At 41.2% G+C, this 21,352-nt stretch carries 17 protein-coding genes and 2 tRNA genes; 10 read left to right on the forward strand and 9 right to left on the reverse strand.

Annotated features, from left to right (window positions below; genetic code table 11):
* Positions 1–254 precede the first annotated feature (254 nt).
* The gene (locus MUP17_10230) at positions 255–440 is read right to left on the reverse strand and encodes a hypothetical protein (protein MCJ7459358.1); all 186 of its coding nucleotides are present in this window, start codon (positions 438–440) and stop codon (positions 255–257) included.
* A 247-nt stretch (positions 441–687) separates the two neighbouring features.
* On the opposite strand from MUP17_10230, the gene MUP17_10235 reads away from it, so the two are divergent.
* The 4 genes from MUP17_10235 (at position 688) to MUP17_10250 (ending at position 4,368) form a co-directional block, all read left to right on the forward strand.
* A tRNA-Leu gene (locus MUP17_10235) sits at positions 688–770 on the forward strand.
* Between the two features lie 31 nt (positions 771–801).
* On the forward strand, positions 802–2,106 hold the full coding sequence (tig, locus tag MUP17_10240) for a trigger factor (protein ID MCJ7459359.1): 1,305 nt from the start codon (positions 802–804) through the stop codon (positions 2,104–2,106).
* 126 nt (positions 2,107–2,232) lie between these two features.
* Entirely contained in the window at positions 2,233–2,820 is a 588-nt protein-coding gene (gene clpP, locus MUP17_10245) for an ATP-dependent Clp endopeptidase proteolytic subunit ClpP (GenBank protein MCJ7459360.1), read from the forward strand.
* Between the two features lie 273 nt (positions 2,821–3,093).
* A complete protein-coding gene (locus MUP17_10250; protein MCJ7459361.1) occupies positions 3,094–4,368 on the forward strand; it encodes an adenylosuccinate synthase in 1,275 nt (424 codons plus the stop codon).
* A gap of 49 nt (positions 4,369–4,417) precedes the next feature.
* Here the strand turns inward: MUP17_10250 and MUP17_10255 are convergent, their stop codons facing one another.
* The 7 genes from MUP17_10255 to MUP17_10285 form a co-directional block, all read right to left on the reverse strand.
* Complete coding sequence (locus MUP17_10255; protein ID MCJ7459362.1) at positions 4,418–5,278, reverse strand: site-specific DNA-methyltransferase; 861 nt, start codon at positions 5,276–5,278, stop codon at positions 4,418–4,420.
* A 1-nt stretch (position 5,279) separates the two neighbouring features.
* A complete protein-coding gene (locus MUP17_10260; GenBank protein MCJ7459363.1) occupies positions 5,280–6,029 on the reverse strand; it encodes a site-specific DNA-methyltransferase in 750 nt (249 codons plus the stop codon).
* Positions 6,030–6,070: 41 nt separating this feature from the next.
* Positions 6,071–7,873 (reverse strand): AlwI family type II restriction endonuclease, encoded by a 1,803-nt coding sequence (locus tag MUP17_10265; GenBank protein MCJ7459364.1) that lies wholly within the window; start codon positions 7,871–7,873, stop codon positions 6,071–6,073.
* A gap of 151 nt (positions 7,874–8,024) precedes the next feature.
* Positions 8,025–8,540: an ORF6N domain-containing protein gene (locus MUP17_10270; protein MCJ7459365.1), complete on the reverse strand. Its 516-nt coding sequence runs from the start codon at positions 8,538–8,540 to the stop codon at positions 8,025–8,027.
* A 114-nt stretch (positions 8,541–8,654) separates the two neighbouring features.
* The gene (locus tag MUP17_10275) at positions 8,655–8,891 is read right to left on the reverse strand and encodes a hypothetical protein (GenBank protein ID MCJ7459366.1); all 237 of its coding nucleotides are present in this window, start codon (positions 8,889–8,891) and stop codon (positions 8,655–8,657) included.
* A 12-nt stretch (positions 8,892–8,903) separates the two neighbouring features.
* Positions 8,904–9,398 (reverse strand): nucleotidyltransferase, encoded by a 495-nt coding sequence (locus tag MUP17_10280; GenBank protein MCJ7459367.1) that lies wholly within the window; start codon positions 9,396–9,398, stop codon positions 8,904–8,906.
* 215 nt (positions 9,399–9,613) lie between these two features.
* Positions 9,614–12,256, reverse strand: coding sequence for a patatin-like phospholipase family protein (locus tag MUP17_10285; GenBank protein ID MCJ7459368.1), 2,643 nt, complete (start codon positions 12,254–12,256; stop codon positions 9,614–9,616).
* A 438-nt stretch (positions 12,257–12,694) separates the two neighbouring features.
* Here MUP17_10285 and rlmB point away from each other — a divergent pair, with 438 nt between their 5' ends.
* From rlmB to abc-f, 4 genes are all read left to right on the forward strand, one after another.
* A complete protein-coding gene (rlmB, locus tag MUP17_10290) occupies positions 12,695–13,492 on the forward strand; it encodes a 23S rRNA (guanosine(2251)-2'-O)-methyltransferase RlmB (protein ID MCJ7459369.1) in 798 nt (265 codons plus the stop codon).
* Between the two features lie 38 nt (positions 13,493–13,530).
* A complete protein-coding gene (gene sppA / locus MUP17_10295) occupies positions 13,531–15,942 on the forward strand; it encodes a signal peptide peptidase SppA (protein ID MCJ7459370.1) in 2,412 nt (803 codons plus the stop codon).
* Positions 15,943–16,068: 126 nt separating this feature from the next.
* Positions 16,069–16,617, forward strand: coding sequence for a hypothetical protein (locus tag MUP17_10300; protein MCJ7459371.1), 549 nt, complete (start codon positions 16,069–16,071; stop codon positions 16,615–16,617).
* 247 nt (positions 16,618–16,864) lie between these two features.
* Positions 16,865–18,481: an ABC-F type ribosomal protection protein gene (gene abc-f / locus MUP17_10305; GenBank protein MCJ7459372.1), complete on the forward strand. Its 1,617-nt coding sequence runs from the start codon at positions 16,865–16,867 to the stop codon at positions 18,479–18,481.
* A 198-nt stretch (positions 18,482–18,679) separates the two neighbouring features.
* On the opposite strand, the gene MUP17_10310 is transcribed toward abc-f, so the two are convergent.
* Positions 18,680–19,258, reverse strand: a complete 579-nt coding sequence (locus tag MUP17_10310) for a Fe-Mn family superoxide dismutase (protein MCJ7459373.1) — start codon at positions 19,256–19,258, stop codon at positions 18,680–18,682.
* A 289-nt stretch (positions 19,259–19,547) separates the two neighbouring features.
* Between MUP17_10310 and MUP17_10315 the strand changes: the two genes are divergently transcribed.
* Complete coding sequence (locus MUP17_10315; protein ID MCJ7459374.1) at positions 19,548–20,618, forward strand: site-2 protease family protein; 1,071 nt, start codon at positions 19,548–19,550, stop codon at positions 20,616–20,618.
* A 452-nt stretch (positions 20,619–21,070) separates the two neighbouring features.
* A tRNA-Lys gene (locus MUP17_10320) sits at positions 21,071–21,142 on the forward strand.
* Positions 21,143–21,352: the final 210 nt, after the last annotated feature.

Raw genomic sequence — 21,352 nt, forward strand, 5'->3', positions numbered from 1 at the left:
AAAGGCAGAGGATGATCCGACCGCGGGTTATGATTACTGGGACCTGATCAATCAGAACACCCAGGCGGTGGTATCCGGGATCTATCTTTACAACATAGAATCCAAATCCGGTAACCAGATAGGGAAATTCGTGATTATAAAGTAAGGCTAAAAGCAAAAGAAAGAAAAAAAGCCATCTGTCTGGATGGCTTTTTTTATCCCTGGTAAATGATATCGCGTACAAATTTCTATCTAATAAATACTCCCAACCCTGCTCAAGCTTTCTTATCTCTGAGCTCCATCAAAATAAAGCTTAAAGCAAATAGCAGACAGCCGATTGCAAACCGGAAGGCACTCTGGGATGCCAGTCCCAAAGGCATAATATTAGCCAGCCTGAAGATTATAGCCAAGACAAAAGCGATGGCTGCCAGAGCGATCAAGAGGTTAGCCAAGGTCTTCATACAAAAACCTCCGCTTTATTGGTTAATGGTTGATAGTAGATAGTTAATGTAAAAAAACTTCCCTAAAGCTGCAAAGTATAATTTAGAATTTGGAGAAGTAGTTGTCAATGAAAATATCAAGATTTATTTAAAAGATCGGGAGAAAGGAGATCCGGGAATCGAAGAAATTTAAGATCCCCAAAACGTTTTCGCTTGCATTAATTCAAAAATTTGATTTATTATCTACGTTTATTAAAAGGTTTTTAAGGCGAAAGTGGCGGAATTGGCATACGCGCTGGATTTAGGATCCAGTGGGCTACGCCCTTGGGGGTTCAACTCCCCCCTTTCGCACCTGTGTGTCAGACTCAACTGAGGAGGAGTATTGAAAGTAAACGTCACCAAGGATAAAGCCTGGAAAAGAGTCCTGGAAATTGAAATCCCGGTGGAAAAGGTTAAGGGGGAATTTGACTCAGTCTATCAGGAGTATCAGAGGAAAGTCAGGATACCGGGTTTCCGCAAGGGGAAAGCTCCATTAGAAATGATCAAATCCCGTTACAAAGAGGCGGTGACCAAAGATGTTCTGGATAAACTTTTACCTCAGGCTTACGAAGAGGCGGTAAATCAAAGCAATTTGACTCCTCTGACCCTTCCGATTTTAAAAGAGGAGATAGATTTCAAAGAGGGAATTCCCTTACAGTTTAAAGTTTTGATCGAAATCCGGCCGGAGATAGAGCTGAAAGATTTCAAAGGGCTGCAGCTAAAAAAGAAAATAATCCAGATCACAGAAGGGCATGTTCAGAATGCCTTGAATTACCTTCAGGACAAAAATGCGGAGCTTCATTCTGTGGAAAGAGAGGTAAAGGATGGAGATTTTCTGATTGTCGACTTAGAGGAGCTATCTGGAGAAGAGAGTAAAGCTAAAAAGAAAACAGAAAACCAGCAGATCTGGCTGAAAAAAGAAAATCTGTTAACCGAATTTTACCGCGGACTTCTGGGTGCAAAGCCAGGTGAGGAAAAAGAGATCGAGGCGATCTATCCAAAAGAGTATTTTGAGAAAAACCTAGCAGGAAAAATCATCAAGTACAAAGTCAGGATAAAAGAGATCAAGGAGAAAATCCTGGCACAGATAAATGATGACTTCGCTAAAGGTTTAGGGGAATATAAAAGCTTAGATGAACTGAAGAAAAAAATAAAAGAGGACCTGGAAAAAGAATCGCAGAGGGAGGCGGAAAAAGATTTAGCCAGTCAGGTGATTAAACAGGTGGTGGAGAAAAATGGCTTCGAGGTGCCGGAATCCTTATTAAATCTTTATCTGGACAATCTGGTTGAGGATTTTAAAAAAAGCTATAAAAATGTGGATGAGGAAAAACTCCGGGAGCAGTATAAGGAGTTAGGTTTATCCAGGATAAGGTGGGAGTTTTTAATGCACGAGATAGTCAAAAAAGAGAAAATCGAGGTCACCAAGGAAGATACGGACAAGTGGGTGGAGAATTTCGCCAGAGCTAATTCCCTGGAGTTAAAGCAGGCCAAAGAGTTCATAGCTCAGAAGAAAAAGATCAAGGATATCAAGGAGACGATCTTGGAAGATAAGGTGATAGAGTTCATCATTAAAAACTCCGAGGTCAAAGAGGAAATTGTAAAAGAATCCCTCGAGAAAAAAGAGGAAAAAAAGATCATTACACCCTGAAAGGAATTGTAAAATAAACGAAGGAAATTAGGTCAGCGGGGGTGGGAGCCCCTCCTACGTGAGCAGAAGGTGTGAGGTTTTCGTAGGATGGGCACCTTGCCCGTCAATCATTTAAAAGGAGAGTGTATGACCCTGGTGCCGTTTGTTATCGAGCAGACCGGAAGAGGAGAAAGAGCCTATGACATCTTCTCGCGGCTTTTAAAAGACCGGATAATCTTCATCGGCTCGCCGATTGACGATAATATCGCCAACTTGGTGATCGCTCAACTGCTTTTCCTGGATGCAGAGGATCCGGACAAAGATATCAATATCTACATAAACTCACCTGGCGGGATTGTCACCTCCGGTCTGGCGATTTACGATACGATGCAGTTTGTCAAGCCGGCAGTTGCCACGACCTGTGTAGGGTTAGCTGCCAGCATAGCCGCGCTTCTTTTAGCCGGCGGGTCAAAAGGTAAAAGGGCAGCCCTGCCTCATTCCAGGGTATTGATCCATCAGCCCTGGGGAGGAGTTCAGGGACAGGTCAGCGATATCGAGATCCAGACTAAGGAGATGAGGACTGTCAGGGAGATTCTGAACGATATATTATCCCGGCATACTGGTCAACCCATAGATAAAATAGTCAAGGATACTGACCGCAACTACTTTATGTCTCCGGATGAGGCTAAAGCTTACGGTCTGGTAGATGAGGTTTTCCAGAGGAAGACAAAATAGAGAATAGGTTGAGGGTTAGTTCTGTCTGGAGCTACTCCAGACAGAGAATGTGTCAGGTCTTAGGACCTGACACAACGGGCAAAACATTTGGGTATGCTATCGGTTGGTCTCCAGACCAACAGATTCTATCTTCATTGGTGAGGACACCAACGAAGAGCAAAAGATAACGGGGATGAGAACATCCCCTCCGAGCTAAAATCTGTCACAGGAAAAAAGGTAAAACTAAAGTTTTACGCTCCAGTTTTTTGGGAGACTCAAATTCAGGGGTGAAAAATGTCTAACCGGATTGTGGTGGGGATGCAGTGGGGGGATGAGGGGAAAGGGAAGATCGTAGATTTACTTTCGGAAAAAGCAGATATCATTGCCCGGTACCAGGGTGGGGCTAATGCCGGGCATACTGTGGTTATCGATTCAAAAAAGTTCATACTCCATCTTATCCCTTCTGGTATACTCCACAAGAATAAGATCTGCATAATTGGAAACGGAGTGGCTCTTGATTTGCAGCTTTTCTTTTTAGAATTGGAGGAGTTACAAAGTAAAGGGATAAAGGTCGACAGAAGGATTTTTATCAGCAAAAATGCGCATTTAGTTATGCCTTATCATAAGGATATGGAAAGGATAGAAGAAGGTAAAAGGGGAAATTCCAAGATCGGGACAACTCTTAAGGGGATTGGTCCAGCTTATTTAGATAAAATCGGAAGAAGAGGTCTTCGCCTGATCGACCTTTTCGATGAGAAAGTCTTCCGTTCTAAGATCGAGGAGAATATAAAGGATAAAAGCAGATGCCTGAACAGTCTTTCGGAGACAGAGCTTTCCTCCTTATGGGAGCATTGTCTGAGTTTTCTGGAGTATAAAAACAGGGTCGCCTCTTTGATGATTGATACAGCCTCTTTTTTGAATAAGGCGATCAAACAAGGTAAAAACATTCTTTTTGAAGGGGCACAAGGAACGCTTTTGGACGTGGATTTCGGAACATATCCTTATGTGACCTCCTCCAACACCACAGCCGGTGGCGCCTGCACCGGATTGGGCGTTCCTCCGACTTCAATCGATGAGGTGATCGGGGTTTCCAAAGCCTATACCACCAGGGTGGGGAATGGGCCTTTTCCCACAGAGCTGAAAGACGAGACCGGGAAATACCTGCAGGAAAAAGGAAACGAGTTCGGAGCCACAACCGGCAGACCCAGAAGATGCGGGTGGTTAGACCTTTTGATTTTAAAATATGCGGTGATGATAAACGGAATTAAAAAAATTGCCCTGACCAAATTGGACGTTTTAGACGGGCTGGAAACAATAAAGGTTTGCACCGGGTATAAATACAAAGGGAAGACTTTAAAAGAGTTCTCAAACGAAGTTGAGATTTTAGAGAACTGCACACCCGTATATAAAAACCTTCCCGGGTGGAAACAAAATACCAACGGGATAAGAGACTACAAAAAACTCCCCCCGAAGACCAAAGACTACCTCAAATTCATACAAGACCAAAGCGGGGCAAAAATATTTTTAATCTCTACGGGGTGCAAAAGGGAAGAGACGATTTGGGTGTAAGTCAGTAAGAGCTTATTACTTTTTTCTATCTTCTCAGAATGGATTAAGACTAAGGTGCTGGCAAATAAGGGTCAGAGCGAGGAACAGAAGAGTTCGGCTCAATGTAAACATTCTTTTTATTTTTTTTAGTATCAAAATTGAGTTGGACACTTTTACTATCTTTTATGTTTTCCCAAAAATTGACTAAGTTAAGTTCCAGATGGGTACTCTCTATTCTTTTTTTAGCCATCTCAAAATAAACATCAGCAATTTCAATTCCTATAAAATTTCTGTTCAAACGCTTCGCTACAACTCCAGTAGTCCCTGAACCCATAAAGGGGTCGAGAATAGTAGCACCTTCTTTACTTCCAATTAACACTATTCTTTCCAAGAGCTTCTCGGGTTTTTCTGTGGGATGAGAAGTTATATGCCTTTCAGCAGATATAATCCACAAATTTCTCATCTGCTTTCCATTACTTATTCTTTTTGCGATTTCATAGTTAAAATAATATTTCTTGGATTTACTCGCTATCCATATTAGTTCGGTTGATGGAACAAAACGGTTTTTTTGCATCAAAGGCGGTGCATTAGGTTTAAACCATATAATATCATTTATTATCCAAAGTTTTAATTTTTTTAAGATTACTCCAATAGATGGATGATTATGTAAAGTTCCTGAAATCCATATTGTTCCGTCGTCTTTTAGAACTCTGGTGCACTCCTCTACCCAGTTGCTGTTAAATTCATGGATATTTTCTATCTGATCCCATGAACCCTTATCACATACTGCAATCTTCCCGCTCTTACAAGTGAGATAATTTTCACCAGAAAGATTATAAGGCGGATCTGCAAAAATTAAATCGACACTTTTAGATTCTATATCTTTAAGTAATTTTAGAGCATCTCCTTTGAATAACTTTATATTTACCATTTTAGTTTCCTTTATGCACTACTATCCTTTTATTGGCAACTTTAAAATACTCATTGTTCGCCTCGATTCCAATCCACTTCCTCTTTAATCTAGACGCCACAACGCCGGTGGTGCCAGTTCCGAAGAAAGGGTCAAGCACTAAGTCATTTTCATTCGAAGATGAAATTATAATTAGTTCTATCAATTTCTCTGGTTTCTGAGTAGGGTGTATAGCTCTACCATTTCTACCCTTTATACGTTCCTTACCCTGAACAATAGGAAGTTCGATAAAATCTATAAAATCTCTTACTTGCTTTGGCTTTCCATCTTTTGTTCTATGAGGATTAATTTCCTTTAACCTTTCATAATTGAATTTCCAATTATTACCTTTCACAAACCAGCAAACGTATTCAGTAGCGTGGGTAAAAGTTCGTCTCGTTATGTTTGGCATAGCATTCGTCTTATACCAGGTTATTATATTATTTAATTTAAACCCTATTTTCTTAGCAATAAATATCATTTCTGCTATACTGTGATAAGTGCAGGAGATATATATACTGCCGGCAGGTTTTAAGACATCCCACGATTTGCCGATCCATCTTTCTGTAAAAACAAGATAATCCTCATATTTCCAGGTATCCCATTTTTCGTTCATTTTATAGAATGGTCCGCCTGTTTTGTTATTGATTAAAGTCAATTCCTTTCCAGATAAGTTATATGGAGGGTCTGCATATATGAGATCTATACTATTCTTCTCAATCTCTTTCTCCATTATCTCCACGCAATTGCCTAAATATACTTGATTAATTTTCATTATGAAATCATCCTCTGTCGCCATTCTTTAACGGCTTCCGGTATATAAGTTGCCCAATCGGTAAAACTGTTCAGCTGAACTGTTTGATTAATTATTTGACTGTATAAATCATATAATTCTCTATGTGAAAATCTTCTGCCTTGCTTCACAAAGTCTAATAAAGTATCCATAAGAATTGTAAATTGATCTGTCGTTATGGGTACTATTCTTTGACGCAACCCATTGTATTCATACTTTACAGAAATCCAAAACTGAGAATATGTATCATTATGAATTTGAGGTGCTATAAATAGACAAAATACCTCATCATTTTGATGCTGGGTCTCAAAATCTCTTAAATGTCGCATAACAGGCTGCCCTTCTTGAACCCACTGTAAACTTGAGGTATTTAAGGTGACTTCGCAAATTGCTTTAAAAGTTTGATAGTAACATTCCATATCCGGTTTGTTTCCGGGAGAATGACTTATAGGTTCACCGTCGTCATCAACTGGATAATTAGCTTTAATCAGAATTTCATCGTTCATTTCCTTTAGCGCTTGTGTTATCAGTTTTTCAAATTGCTCTGGAGCTTTCTTTTCCAATGTTTTTCTATATTTTTGAATGTTTTTCAGTATATCAATTGTTTCTTGTATTTTTTTAGCATCACCTAATATTTGTGCTTTTCTTAGTCGTTCTTTAAGTTCCAAATTAAATGTTCTCAATTCAGAAGTATAATTTTCCAATTGTTGTTTTGAGAGTTTTTTAATATCTATAATTAAAAGTTCTTGTTCTTTTTGGGATACCTTCATCCTCTCCCTATTTATTAACTCAGTGATTCCATTTTTTAACGATAGTGTTACTTTTGCTAAATTTTCTATTTTCTCCCAAGGCAATTCAGGCTTTGTAATATCAGAAAGATAATTCAGATAGTCTGTTAGATTTTTAAATTTAATTGCCTCTCCATTATTCAGTTTTAAAAGTTGTTCTATTTCAACCATTCTCGAAGGCTCTAAATTAATAGTCCAATAATATCCTAAAGGATCCATTGTAATTTTGAAATATCTGGTTAGCCTGAAATATCTCATTATATTGTCACCGTAATCAAATAAGTTTTTTATCTTTTTTTCAGCCACTTTTTTTGTCTCATAGAATTCTTTGGTGAAATTAGTAATGTATTTGTCCTTGTGTTTTTCCTTTCTGAATTCTGAAATCTTCTCAACATACTCATCGATCTGATTGGCGTTTATTAATGTAGGGACAAAAATGCTAAATTCTGTTTTGTCTAAACCTATTTTTGTAGATTTTCTATTAAGTCTTTCAAGAAGGTGCATTGTTGCCACTAAAGGCATTATATTAAAACCTTCCTTCTCTGAAAAATCAGCACTCCATGGATTTGGGAATTGGAGTTTCAACAAACTCTTAAAAAATATGAAACCAATATCATAATCACCTGCTAGAAACTTGTTGCCCAATTCGGTAATTTGAATTGGTCCAGAACCTTCTCTTGCTATTGCAAATCCCAGTTTATTCAATGGGTTTGCTGATTGTCTTCCTCGCATTGGTGGGTCTTCATAATTTTTAAAATAGAAAATTTCCTCAGCTACTTCATAAGGTATACCGAGTTCTGGTTTCTGAAAATACTCTCTAAATTTTAAGGGTATATTTCTAGGCTTATAGAATTTGTTTTGAATCAATAGCACCTGATATTTTATTTGGTTTTCCTTATTGAATTCCTGGCCTTCGAATTCTTTTAAAACTGTTAAAAAATCTCTTAATCTCTCAGGACTTCTTACTGTTGTTGAAATGGACCAAGGTTTTTTCATTATATTCACCTATATTTCTTTTCTATTTTAGCCTATTCCCTTTTATAAATCAAGTCTAAATTTGTGCCATGCTCTCCTCAAAACTCCAGCCCTAGTCTGAGAAATGCAGGTGTGAGTAGCGAGTAGCGAGGGCAAAGGGTTGGTTCCCGCATCAATCTTTTCGAAACCCTATCTTCGACTTGGACTTCTCAGAGGGTATCATCAGTTGTCGAATTGCTTGAAAAATCGAGCGTATCTCTACGTCATGTTTTTCGATTTTTCTCTCCAGCTGGTCCAATTTTTGTGCCAGCTCTTTATGAGTAGAAAGAACCTCTCTCAGCTTGACGAAAGCTCGCATAATTGCGATGTTGACCTGAATAGCTTGCCTGCTGCGTAATACGCTGGAGAGCATGGCCACTCCTTGTTCAGTAAATGCATAGGGGTTAGCCCGTCGGGCACCGCCCCAGCTTGAAATCACAATTTGTGATTTCAAGTTTCTAAATTCATTATCCGTCAACTGAAACATGAAATCCTCAGGAAACCTTTCTCGGTTACGCTTTACCGCCTGAATCAAAGCCCTCACCTCGACCCCGTACAATTCCGCAAGGGTAGGACTCAACATCACTTTGTGCCCGCGTATCAGAAAGATTCTCTGCTGAATGAAATCTAAGGGGACAATCGCTTTCACTTTCTTATTTTACCCTATCCTCTTTCATAAATCAAGCCCTTTTATCTTCAAAACTCCAGCCCCATTCCGAAAACAGCAGGTGTGAGTAGCGAGCGGTGAGGCTTGTTTGCGGTTCTATTTGCTCCGTGATTTGGAGTGAATTTTCCACACTCCTATTTTTTTGCCAGCGGTGGATTTATGGACACTTTGGGCGATCTCCTGCAGGCGGATAAGTATTTTTATTTTTTCCTCGAAAGGAAGTTTTGCCTGCTCTCTGTGAAACTTTTCTTTTTTTTCAAAAAGCTTTTTTCGGGTGATTATTTTATTACCCCTTATAAGGATCTTCATCTGACTAACTTTTTTACCACGCATGGTAGTTCTCCTTCACAAAAGATCAAATTTTCTGGTCAAACCATACTTGCGCAAGATGGCTCCAAGTTTTCTTTTGTCTATTTTGGTTTGCTCCAAAAGCTTTTCAATTTTTTCCAGGTCTTTTTTTCTGCCGGTCCTTAGAAGCACTGCTACCAGATATTCAGGTGCCATCACCCTGGTTTTGACCCCTTCGTATTCTACTGCTTTTGCCCTGGTGACTGCCTCCTTTTCAAGTTCGTCCGCGGGAATGAACTGCACCGGGACTCCTTCTATAATAATATGTTCTCCTTTCCATTTATAGCCCTTAGCCTCTAAATAACTATATATGGGAGATAGCAAAATCAGATTCTGCTCTTTTACCGTGCCCGAAGGGATTATAAACACATCCAGGTCATAAGTGAAGAAAGGCTCAACGTAGAAGATCGTCGCAATTCCGCCACCAATGGCATAATCTTGGATTAAGCCTTTTTTCTGAAGTTGATTTAAAACTTCTATTGTCTTCTTCATTCTCTACTCACCATCCTATCAAAGGTTTTATTAAGTAAGAGGCATTTTATTCTAATCTGTCTCCGAAATCAAGTGTTATTTACTCTCAAAACCCTCCCCAGTCTGAGAACTGTCCGAGAAACGGATCCGTAGGACAGGTGTGAGTAGTGAGTAGCAAGGAATGAGGGGTTGGCTCGGTTGCTGTTCTACACATACAGTATCATTCTTGATGTCCTTTAGAACTCCAGTCCCATCCTAAAATAGAACTTATCGATTTTTTTCTCCGCTCTGCCGTAGGCGAATTCTATGGGTCCGATGGGGGTTGAGACTGAGAGGATGGAAAGGATTGAGTTCCTCAGGTTTTTCAGCTTGATCGATTCCAAATTGGGCCAGGTGTTGCCGGAGTCGTATCTCAGGGTGAAATACCATCTTTTGTAAAACTTGTATCTTAAGCCCAGGTTAAGAAGCAAGAGCTTGTCCCCTTTTAGCTCCTGGTCATAAAATCCGCCTAAGGTTCCAAATCCACCAAGGGTGAACTTTTCAGCTAAAGGAAGGTCTCCATCCGATAAGGCTATGGCTATTTTGGGATGGAAATTAAGTCTTGAGCTTAAGGGGAAATAAGATTCCAAAGAGGAGAAGAATTTCCTGTAGCTTAAGTCCCCGCCAAAGACCTTTCCGGAGAGTTCAGCATAGAGATAATGATATTTTCCTCTATCCGGGAATGGGAACTTGTCTAAATTATCTACTATAGACCTGAAGATCAAGCTGGTGACCTGGTAGTTCTCTTTCAGCCTTGTGCTTTCAAATTCGGTCTTGACCTTTTCTACTCTCCCCTCTAAGGAAGCTTTGCCCAGCCTGGCAATCTGTTGTCCGAAGGAGAATAAACCGCCCATTCTTTTCTCCTCAAATGAATCCACCCTTTTATGCTCAGAATAAATCCTTCGCTCCTCTCTTTGCCAGTAAAGGTTGAGTTTATAAGTGAGGTAGGTTTTGAAGATCCGGTCAGCTTTGAAATTCAGGCTATAGTTTTCTTTCCGTTTGCCATATTGCAGGTGCGCATAGATCTCATTCCCTATTCCGAATATGTTATTATCCCCAGCTTCGATAAAACCTTCGGTGTAATATTCATCATTGTAATGAGCTCCGCCTCTTAAGAAAGAGAACTTTTTCTCCTGCAGGTCAAGCTTCAGCACCTTATCATCATTCTGGCCATTTTGAGGCAAGATTTTCAAGTAAATGGCCTCAAAAAGCCCGGTGCTGTAAAGGTTGGAAAGACCTTTCTGGATTAATCTGGAATTGTAAGGCTGACCTTCTTTCAAAGGCAGGTTGCGGGTGACCATCCAGTTTTTAGTCCTCTTGTTTCCAGAAAGCTCGATTTTAGAGATGATCCCCTCGTCAATTGCTACCTTTAGAATTCCAGTGGATGAATTATAATCCAGGCTTTCAATATGAGCCAGGGAATACCCTGAATTCTGGTAAAGCCTGATGACCTGGTTTAACTTCTCCTGCAAGATTTTGAAGTTTGCAACCCCTTCAGAGGGAAAAGAGATTTTCTTTTCCAACTCCTCAGAGGTGAAAAGCCTGTTACCTGAGAACTCTACGTGATTGAAAAGTGGGTTTTCCTTTAGATGATAGGTCAGCGAATAATCTCCACTCCCTCTGGACATCTCGGCATAAGCATCTTTGAAATAACCGGTGGAATAAAGGTCTTTCAAATCGGACCTGAGATCAAACAGTGATACAGTCTCACCTTTTCTCAATTTCAGACTAATCTTCAGCGGGGCAGGCAGAAGGTCTTCACTTCCTGCGATTTCGACATCTTTGATCGGGTAAACAGAATCGGCTGAGGGTTTATTAGATCTGGAAAGGAGCAATTCCAGTTGCGGGACTAAACTATCAGCCACCCTTTCTCCCATCTTGATAAGCTCAGCAGTTTTTTCAAAACTGGTTGAGGAATAAGGGTAAAGGTCAGGGGAGATAATAAAATCAGCTTTTTTCAATTCCTGTTCTTTTCTTTCTAAGGTCATTATGGAGGTGGTCTGATTAGCAATATCCAGAGGGTCCTTAATTCTGGAGGAGGATAAAAGCTCAGATGAGGTGTTGACCGCGATTACAAAATCTGCTCCCATATTCCTGGTGACTTCAACCGGAATAGGATCAACTAATCCTCCGTCCACCAAAAGCCTTCCACTCAATTCCACCGGGGTAAAGACCAGGGGGATTGCCATGGTGGCTCTTAAGGCTTCAGAAAGATCTCCTGAACCTAAGACTATCTCCTGGCCTGTGGCTAAGTCGGTCGTCACTGCCCGAAAGGGGATTTTAAGCTTGTCGAAATTCGAACCAGCTTCGAAATTTGCCTGCATAGTAAGCTGGGTAAAAAGGTTAGTCAGTTTCTGGCCCGTAATCAACCCTTTTGGGATGGAAGGTTTAAATCCCTCAAAATATATCTGAAAAAGGTATTTCTCGTTTTCTTCCCTCTGAGAAGGGAGTAAGGAAAGCCTGGGAGGGGCATTGGAGAAAAGGTCCTGCCAGTTAATCTGCAAAGCTAATTTCTCCAGGTCCTCTGCAGAATAGCCGCAGGCATAAAGCCCTCCGATTATCCCGCCCATGCTGGTCCCGGCAATAAAATCTACCGGGATTTTCTCCCTTTCGAAAACCTTCAGGACCCCTATCTGGGCTAAGCCCCGTGCTCCGCCCCCGGCTAAAGCCAGCCCTATCTTTCCTTTTGAGCTGGAAAGGGGATAAGGCTGAAAAAGTTCTCCAGTTTTAAGCCCGGTTTTTTCCAGGCGTATAATCGTTTTCCCCTGTTCCGCAGGTGTACTCAACGCCGAGAAAAGGATTAAGAAAAGAGTGAGAAAATATTTTTTGAGAAAAGACATTTTTATATCTATTGAGGTTCTTTTTCTTAAGACTGCTACAAAGTTATTTTAACGGTTTGAATGGCAAAAAGCAAGTTTATCTTTTGTCAAATGATGATATGTCATTCTGAGTCCGCAGGCCGTTAAAAGCCTTACGGCTCGTAGAGACGAAGAATCTAACTGTGATGTAGAACTTTCACAGATTCTTCGGTCGTTCATTTAGACTCCCTCAGAATGACAAAATAAGCTAACCATATTGCGGGCAATTTGGGTTTGCCGATTTGTTGAACGAGGTTACACAGACATTCCTGTCTGTGCCAGATTGTCAGACAAGGATGTCTGACTTACTGAGAACCTCACCCTAACCCTCTACTGCAAGGAGAGGGGAAAATCCAAAACATAAATTGACAAAGAATCATCAATTGTCTATTTTGCTCTTAAAATATCCGGAGAATACCTATGCAGGAGCTAACCAAGGAAAAATTAAGACAGATTTACAGATTAAAAACTGAAAAGGGGAGGGGAAAAGAAGAAAAGTTCTTAATCGAGGGTCTTCGCCTTTGTCAGGAGGCTTTTTCCTCCAACTGGGAAACCGAGCTGGTTCTTTTTTTCAGTGAGTTTGGTGAATCTCCAGAAGGTCAGAAGCTGCTTGAGGGGTTCAGTAAAAAAGGAATAGAAATATTCAGGGTAAAGAAAAAAGAAATAGAGAAATTGGCTGACACTGAAACACCTCAAGGGATTGTGGCAGTGGTGAAAAAGAGAAAGTTCACTCTCAGCAGAGATTTTCTCAAGGAAGCTTCTCTACTTCTGAGTCTGGATAATATCCGAGATCCAGGAAACCTTGGTACAATGATAAGAACAGCAGATGCGGCTGGTGCAGATGGGGTTCTGCTGTCGAAGGGGTGCGTTGAGCTTTATAATACCAAGGTTGTTCGCTCGACCATGGGTTCTCTCTTTCATCTGCCGGTAATTGAAGGTCTGGATTTAAAAGAGGTTCTTCCGGAAATGAAAGTCTCAGGATTCAAAATTTTTTCCTCAGAAGTTCATAAGGGGAAGGACCATACTAAAATAAGTTATCCCGAAAAAATCTGTCTTTTAATAGGAAGCGAGGCTTCAGGGGTAAGGAAAGAGGTGTCAAATTTAGCAGATGAAAAGATAAAAATTCCCATCTTTGGCAAGGCGGAGTCTTTGAATGCCTCAGTTGCCGCAGGGGTTTTGTTATACGAGATAGTTCGCAACAAAAAGGGAACTTCTTAAGAGGTAAAAACGTAATTTTAAAAACAAAAGGAGGTAAGATGTCTAATAGTTCAAAATTTTTGTGTATAATTTTTATTTTAGTTTTCTCTTCTACTTCCCTTGGCGTGGGACTTTCACCTACCGAGGGATTTTTTCTTCCCTATAATTCAGCCGCAAACTCGGATGATGCATTAAGTCTTAAGTTTAACCCAGCCGGTCTGGGATGGAACAGGGGTTTCCAGGGATATTTTCTGCATACTTATTCTGATTCGAGTTTCAAAGGCGATTATGCCTTGTTTTTGTCCACGCACGGTTTAGGGTTCTCAGCAGAATGGCTGGGGAATATGGATAAACCTGCATACAGGAAATATAGTTTAGGCACAGGATTTAAGCTCGTTGACGGATTCTACTTAGGCACTGTGTATTCCTGGTTCGGGTCTAAAGACAAAGATTATCATGGGCTGAAATCCTGGAATGCCGGCTTCTTAATCAGGCCGTTTTCCTTTATCTCCTTAGGTGGAATTGCCAAAGACCTGAATCGCCCGGTTTTTCGAGACGTGAAAACGAATATCTCATTTGATCTGGGATTGGCTTTAAGACCTTTAAGTGACCGGATTACTTTCTCCATAGATGGAATGATGGATGAAAAAGAAAAGTTAAAAGATGCCAGGACCAGATACCAGGTTTCAGTTGAGCCTTTAGATGGTCTACTCCTGGCAGGAGACATAGATAATAAAGGGAATTATGGAATCAATTTCAGGTTTAATTTCCAGTTTTCAGGGCTGGGTACCTATAATGCAATAGACAAGAACAGCAAATATCAAAAAGGCGTAGTTTACTGGAATTTTGCCAGCGAAAGGTACAGGACTTTCTGGCAGAGGAAGGATAATTTCTTAGAGCTGAAGCTCTCCGGCAACATAGACGAGGAGAAAAGCTTCAGCCTGTTTGGCGGCAGAAAGGTTACACTTTTAGACATAATTCAGGAAATCGAAAAAGCAAAAAAGGATAGAAGGATCAAGGGGCTGATTGTCAGGCTCGATTTTTTGAATGCCGGCCCCGGCAAGATTCAGGAGTTAAGAGAGGCTTTTCTTGATTTCCGTCAGAGCGGGAAAAAGGTGGTCTTCTTTATGGAACAGGGCGGGAATAAGGAATATTATCTGGCATCCTCCGGAGACAGAATCGTGATGCTTCCCACTGGATATTTATCCTTAACCGGTATTTCCGCTGAGGTAACCTTTATCAAACAAACATTAGAAAAATTGGGGATCGAGGCAGACCTGGTGCATGTCGGCGATTATAAGAGCGCCTCAGACCTTGTGACCAGGGATTCTATGTCACAAGCTCACCGGGAGATGGAGAACTGGCTTTTAGATGACCTGTACGAGCAGATGACTAAAGAAATCGCTGAACAAAGGGGAATAAGCCAGCAGGATTTGAAATCGAAAATCGATCAGGGTCCTTTTACAGCCAGAGAAGCAAAAGAACAAGGGCTGGTGGATGATTTAGCATTTTATGATCAGGTAGACGAGATAGTCAAAGGTCTAACCGGTGAAAAACCGCACAAGATAGGCTTTAGAAAATATGCCCAGGAGGAAGATTATAAATATACCTGGGAGATACCCAAGAAAATCGCAGTAATATTTGCCACTGGTCTGATTAATTCAGGAGAAAGCAGTAACAATTTTTTCTTGGGGAAGACGATGGGGTCAGAGACCATTGCCCGGGCAATCAGAAGAGCCAGAGAGGACATCACTATCAAAGCGATCGTCTTCAGAATAGATAGCCCAGGCGGCTCAGGTATGGCTTCAGATGTCATCTGGAGAGAGATCATGCTCTGTAAAGGAAAGAAACCTTTCATCGTGTCGATGTCAGATGTAGCCGCCTCAGGGGGATATTTCATCGCCTGTCCCGGTGATACAATCATAGCTGATCCAGGCACCATAACCGGTTCAATCGGGGTTATCTCCGGAAAGTTTAATTTATCCGGTCTTTACAAAAAGATAGGGTTTTCCACCCAGATTTTAAAAAGAGGAAAACATTCTGACTTTTTCACCAGCACACGTGGTTTTACTGAGGAGGAAAAAGGGATTGTAAAAAAACAGACAAAAGAGTTTTATGATGATTTTGTAAATAAGGTGGCTGAAGGGAGGAAGAGAAGCTTTGAAGAAATTGACCAGATCGGCAGGGGCAGGGTCTGGACCGGGAATCAGGCAAAAGCAAACGGACTGGTGGATGAGCTGGGCGGGTTAAAACAGGCAATCGAAATCGCCAGAATAAAAGCCGGGATAAAAGAAAAAAGTTTAGTCGAGATAGTAACCTTACCTAAAAGATGGGGATTTTTTGGATTTAACTTTGAAGAGACTTTCTCCTTCCTGGGTTCTAAGAAGATCTTCAACGATATCGAAAGATTAGAAGAGATGAGCCAGGAGAAAATATTTTATATTTCTCCCTATGATATAGAGGTGAAATAGAAAGTCAATTGCGTTGGATGAATCGAGACTCTGCCTTTAAGGTTCAACTCAAAAAGAATCTGCATGAGCTTGATTCATCCAGCACGCTTTTTTGAAATGGATATTCAATCGGAAGGAGCTGAACTTATGAAAAGATTTAGTTTGTCCCCTCTGGTAATAAGCTTTTTGCTTGTGGTTTTCTCTTGCTCCACCCCACCTTCGGATGTTAAGTCAAAACTGGCTGAATGGACAAAGGGAGTATGGATTCTACAGGATGGAAGTTATGCTATTTATACTGATACTCATTATTTCGTCATATCCGCCTCAGGAGATAGCAGTTCAGCTAACATCTATTGTGGGGCATCCCAGATTCAGTTCCATAATAAAGGGATAGCAAGGAAACAGATTTTAAGAATAAGGCAGTTCCCAGGTAGTAAATTGACCTTTTTCAAAGAAGTGATTATCCAGCCTGATACCACCGAGGTTCCTTTAATGGTCGATTCCACCCAATTTGCCCCTAATGCTTGCAATATCAAAGATGGGATTATCTATGATTCGATTACTGAGGTGAAGGATGACTATATACTTCTTACTACCTGCAATGGCGACCATGAGAAAATTTACTCCAATGGTGTTTCAGTCTACCTGCCTGCAGGAGGAGGCGAAGCTTATGCCTTCAGGATTGAACGTTTCTAATGTTTTCAAAAAGCAATTAAAAAATGACTTGACTGTTCCTTTCAGATTATTATAATATAAAAAAGGAGTTGTATCTTGTGAAATAAGCCAATAGACATCTTTAATTTTCAAGTTGAGTTTTTCTTTTGGGGGTCTATTGGTATATCTATTTTCTGGTAAAATCTGGGTCAAACTAAAGTTTGACACTCCAGCTTAACACAAAGCCGAGGAGGAGAACTCACTCGGCTTTTTCATTTGAGGAGAAAATATGCATCTGATAGGCTTAAAAGATGTGAGCTTCAGCTATACTTTTGGCGAAGGTAAGCTGTTTGAAAAGGTAAATTTGGACATAAACTCGGGTGACAGGATAGGACTTATCGGCCCGAATGGATGCGGGAAAACTACCCTTTTGAAAATAATCCTTGGAGAAGAAAAGTTGGTTTCCGGTAAAAGAGTTCAATCGAAGTCAAATCTTCAGATAGGATACCTGAAACAGGAAAGCACTGTCGAGTATAAAGGGTCTTTATTAGACTACACCTTAGAAGCTTTTCCGCAAATACAAAAACTCTATTCCGAATTTAAGAATTTAGAGCGAGATTCATCAGATGCGGGCAGAGCAACTGAGTATACCCTTTTTCAGGAAAGATTTGCGTCCGCGGGAGGCTGGGAAGTAAAAGCTGAGGCTGAGAAAACTCTAAGCGGATTGAACTTCACCAAGGATGAAACGGCTCTTGATTTTAAAGTGCTTTCCAGCGGTCAGAAAACCAAAGCGAACTTGGCCAAAATCCTTTTATCCAAGCCTGATTTTATGGTCCTGGACGAGCCCACCAATCACCTGGATTTATCCAGCTTGGAATGGTTAGAAAAATGGCTTGTGAATTTCAAAGGCACCCTGCTCATAGTCTCACATGACCGGGCATTATTGGATAAAACTGTTAGTAAGATCTGGGATTTAAGAAGAGGAACTCTAAAAGAGTACAAAGGAAATTACACCTGTTTTTACCAGCAAAGAGAAGAGGAGATCGAAAGACAGTGGAGAGAATATGAGGATAAAAGGAAAGAGGTCAAAAGATTGAAAATTGAATCACAGAGAAAAAGAGTCTGGGCAAAGCGAAAGGAAAAACAAAGAATCGGCGGGGGTAGAGCCAAGGGACATATAACTGCAGTTGCTGCCAAGTTAGCCAAAAGGGCTAAGGCTGTGGAGAAAAGGATCGAACATATTGAAAGAGTGGAAAAACCGTTTGAGGAGAAAAGGGTAACTTTAAATTTTCCCGACCTGGCTCCGTCCGGCAATTTAGTCCTGTCTGTAACAGACTTATCTAAATCTTGTGGAAATAAAATGCTGTTTGCGGATTTGGATTTTTCTATTCTAAAGGGAGAAAACCTGGCTCTTACGGGAGCTAATGGATCCGGCAAAACCACACTTCTTAAAATAATATTAGGAGAAATTGAACCAGATAAAGGCGATGTGGTTTTAAGTCATAAAGTCAAAATCGGGTATTTCGATCAAGAGAGAAAAGGGTTATCCCAGGAGAAGAGCATACTGGAGGAGGCAACTTTATCAGACATATCAGGTGACCCGGTTTGGATCAGGACAGTTTTAGGCTCATTGATGTTGAGAAGAGATTCGGTTTTCAAGAAAATAAAAGATCTAAGTGAAGGTGAAAAGGGGAAGGTGATGATAGCCAAGCTTCTTTTATCCGGGGCAAATTTCTTGATCTTAGATGAGCCGACCAATCATCTGGATATCGATGCCAGAGAAGCCTTGGAAAATGCTTTGGAAAATTTTCCCGGCTCGATTTTATTTGTGAGCCATGATAGATATCTGATAAAAAAACTGGCCGATGATGTCCTCAGTCTGGGCAGGAGAGCTGGGCTCGTTTGAGTTAAGCATCTCCTTAAGGATTGTTTGACAGGAATGGTCGTCAACAACCCACCCGTAGCGGCCAAGGTTGGTCTAGATAGCTGACCACGCTCTTGGCGGATGTTATCATCCGCCGCCAGGGCTTGAGATTTCATCGAGGATGATAACATCCTCGATGAGCTGGGAGACGCATGGCCATGCGTCTCTACAGCCTGTAATTTACTTCAGCCTGAGCTCAACTGCTTCCCATTTGATGTTCTTGAAAAAGGCGGCGATGTAGTCCGCCCTTTTTAGACCATAGTCTATCATAAAAGCATGCTCGAAAACATCCAAAATTAAAATCGGGGTACAGCCGACTAAATGTCCAACGTCATGTTCGTTAATCCACTGGTTGAAAAGGTTTCCGGAAAGATTATCCTGATACAAAATCACCCAGCCGATTCCTCTCATTGAGGCGGTGGTTTTGAAATCTGATTCCCAGTGCTCATAGCTACCGAAAAGCTCGGTTAGCTTCTTACCGAGTTTGCCCATCGGATTTAGCTTGGTTTTTCCGCCAAGGTTCTCAAAATATAGCTCATGCAGCCGCATCCCGTTAAATTCCCAGCCAAACCTTCTCTTCAGCTCTGCATAATCGGGACCACCGGTTTTCCCAGCTTTGTGTAGCTCGACTAACATATCGTGAATCTTGTTGGTATTGGTAACATACCCCTGATATAACGTGAAATGGTTTTTCAGCAGGGTATCGCTGAACCCCTCCATCCCTAATAAAGCATCATAATTCATTGGAGCGTATGCCATTTTACCTCCCGGGTTTAAGGTTGTGGTGTTTATTAGTTTTACGCAAGCAGAAACTTAATTATTAGAACTTAGAAAATCAAGGGGGAATTTTTTTGTAAGGGCGTATTGTCTTCGACTTCGCTCAGGGACTGTGAGTTCAGTCGAACAGTCAGAGCAGTGAGCCGGTCGAACTGCAATACGCCCCTAAATCCAGAAAAACCTTGACAAGCAGGACATTATTTAATCATAATTATCCATGGATTAACTGATTTTGCTCTAACCGAATTTATAATTCTAAAGGAGGCTTACGATGAGATGGTCATTTCAGATCGCTAAGTTCTTTGGAATACCGATAAGGGTTCACATCACTTTCTTTCTGCTCCTGATTTTCATCGGGCTTTATGGGAGCAGGCTGCAGGGGGCCCGTTCCGGCTTATTCGGTATTGTGAGCATAATCCTGATCTTCTTATGCGTTATAATTCACGAGTTCGCTCATAGTCTGGTGGCTCGGAAGTACGGGGTTAAGATAAAGGATATCATTCTTCTCCCCATAGGAGGGGTCTCGGAGATGGAGGAGCTGCCCTCGCAACCGAAACAGGAGATAAATGTTGCCTTGGCCGGTCCTTTGACCAGCATCGTCTTATCATTAATTTTCTTTTTTGCCTATCGGTTACTATTTCCTGAGGCAAAGGCTGTGAATATTTCCATATTTCAGGGCAACCTTCTTCTTAACCTGTTTGCGATAAATCTGATGCTGGCGCTATTTAACTTGATTCCTGCATTTCCTATGGATGGGGGTAGGGTTCTAAGGGGAGTCTTAGGGCTGAAGATGGATCTACTACAAGCCACCAAGGTGGCTGTAGGCATAGGCGAGTTCTTAGCCATTTTGTTTTTCTTCTTCGGCTTGTTCTTCAACCCCTGGTTAGCTCTGATTGCCGTGTTTATCTTCTTGGGGGCAGAAGGAGAAAAGAGAGCGACCGAGCTAAAGGTGGAAATAGCAGATGTCCCAGTCCGGGTGGCTATGCTCACCAATATCGAACCGATCTCACCGGATAATACCTTAGGAGAGGTCCTGGATAAGATGTGTCACGGGCTTCAGCAGGATTTCCCGGTTATGGAAGGAAAAGAGTTCATAGGAATCCTTTCACGCGAAAAATTTTTCTCTGCACTGCGTAATCATCCCAGGGAGACCAGAGTCAGGGAAATTATGAGTCGCGAGTTTACCAGCACCACTGAGGATGCCCCTTTGTCTGAGGTTTTTCAAAGGATGAATCCAGAAAAGCTTTCGGTTATACCGGTGATGCAGGGTCAGATTTTTAAAGGTCTGATAAGCCTGGAGCAGATAGGAAAGTATCATATGCTTTGTGGACTAAAGAGATGACAGATAACAAATGACAGAAGAAAACTAAGGAGGGTGTTCAACTCTTACCTTAGTAAGGCAGACAGTCTTTGAAGGGGAGATCCGCCGAAGGCGGACTCACCCTTCTATTCTCCAGTTCCAGCAGGATAAAGAAGAATGTCATTAGCTGGTTGTTTGGTCTCCTGACCAACGACCTTTTCTTCGTTGGTGAGGACACCAACGAAGAGCCGAGAAACTCTTACCTTGGCGTGATAAACAAGGATGTCATTGCGAGCCCTCCGGGCGAAGCAATCTGTTTAAGGTGAGAGGATTGCTTCGTCGGTCAATGAGCTCCTCGCAATGACAGGAAGAGAGCCTATCCCTGTTCCTTTTCCCTTGACAAAAGAGTTTGGAGCTATATTTTGTCTGTCTGGTAATATATTTTGTTTGTTTTTAATTGATTTTTTCGTATAAGGTTTTTACAGAGTTATTTTGGGGGTGTAGCTCAGTGGTAGAGCATCTGCCTTTTAAGCAGGTGGTCGATGGTTCGATCCCATCCACCCTCAGAAAAATATCCCCCCGCTTATAGCGGGGGATATTTTTCGGTGGACGGTTCATAGGAGATAGTGGGTAGTATTTAACACTACTTTCCGGATGCAGTACTCGTCATTAGGTGAGGAAAATTATCCCCGAAAGCTGTATTTTGTGATTTTTTTCACTTGCTAAAGTCACCTTAGAATATTATTTTAATACTGTTTAGAGTGTTAAAGCTGAGG

The organism is Candidatus Zixiibacteriota bacterium (assembly GCA_022865345.1).
Classification (GTDB): domain Bacteria; phylum Zixibacteria; class MSB-5A5; order MSB-5A5; family RBG-16-43-9; genus RBG-16-43-9.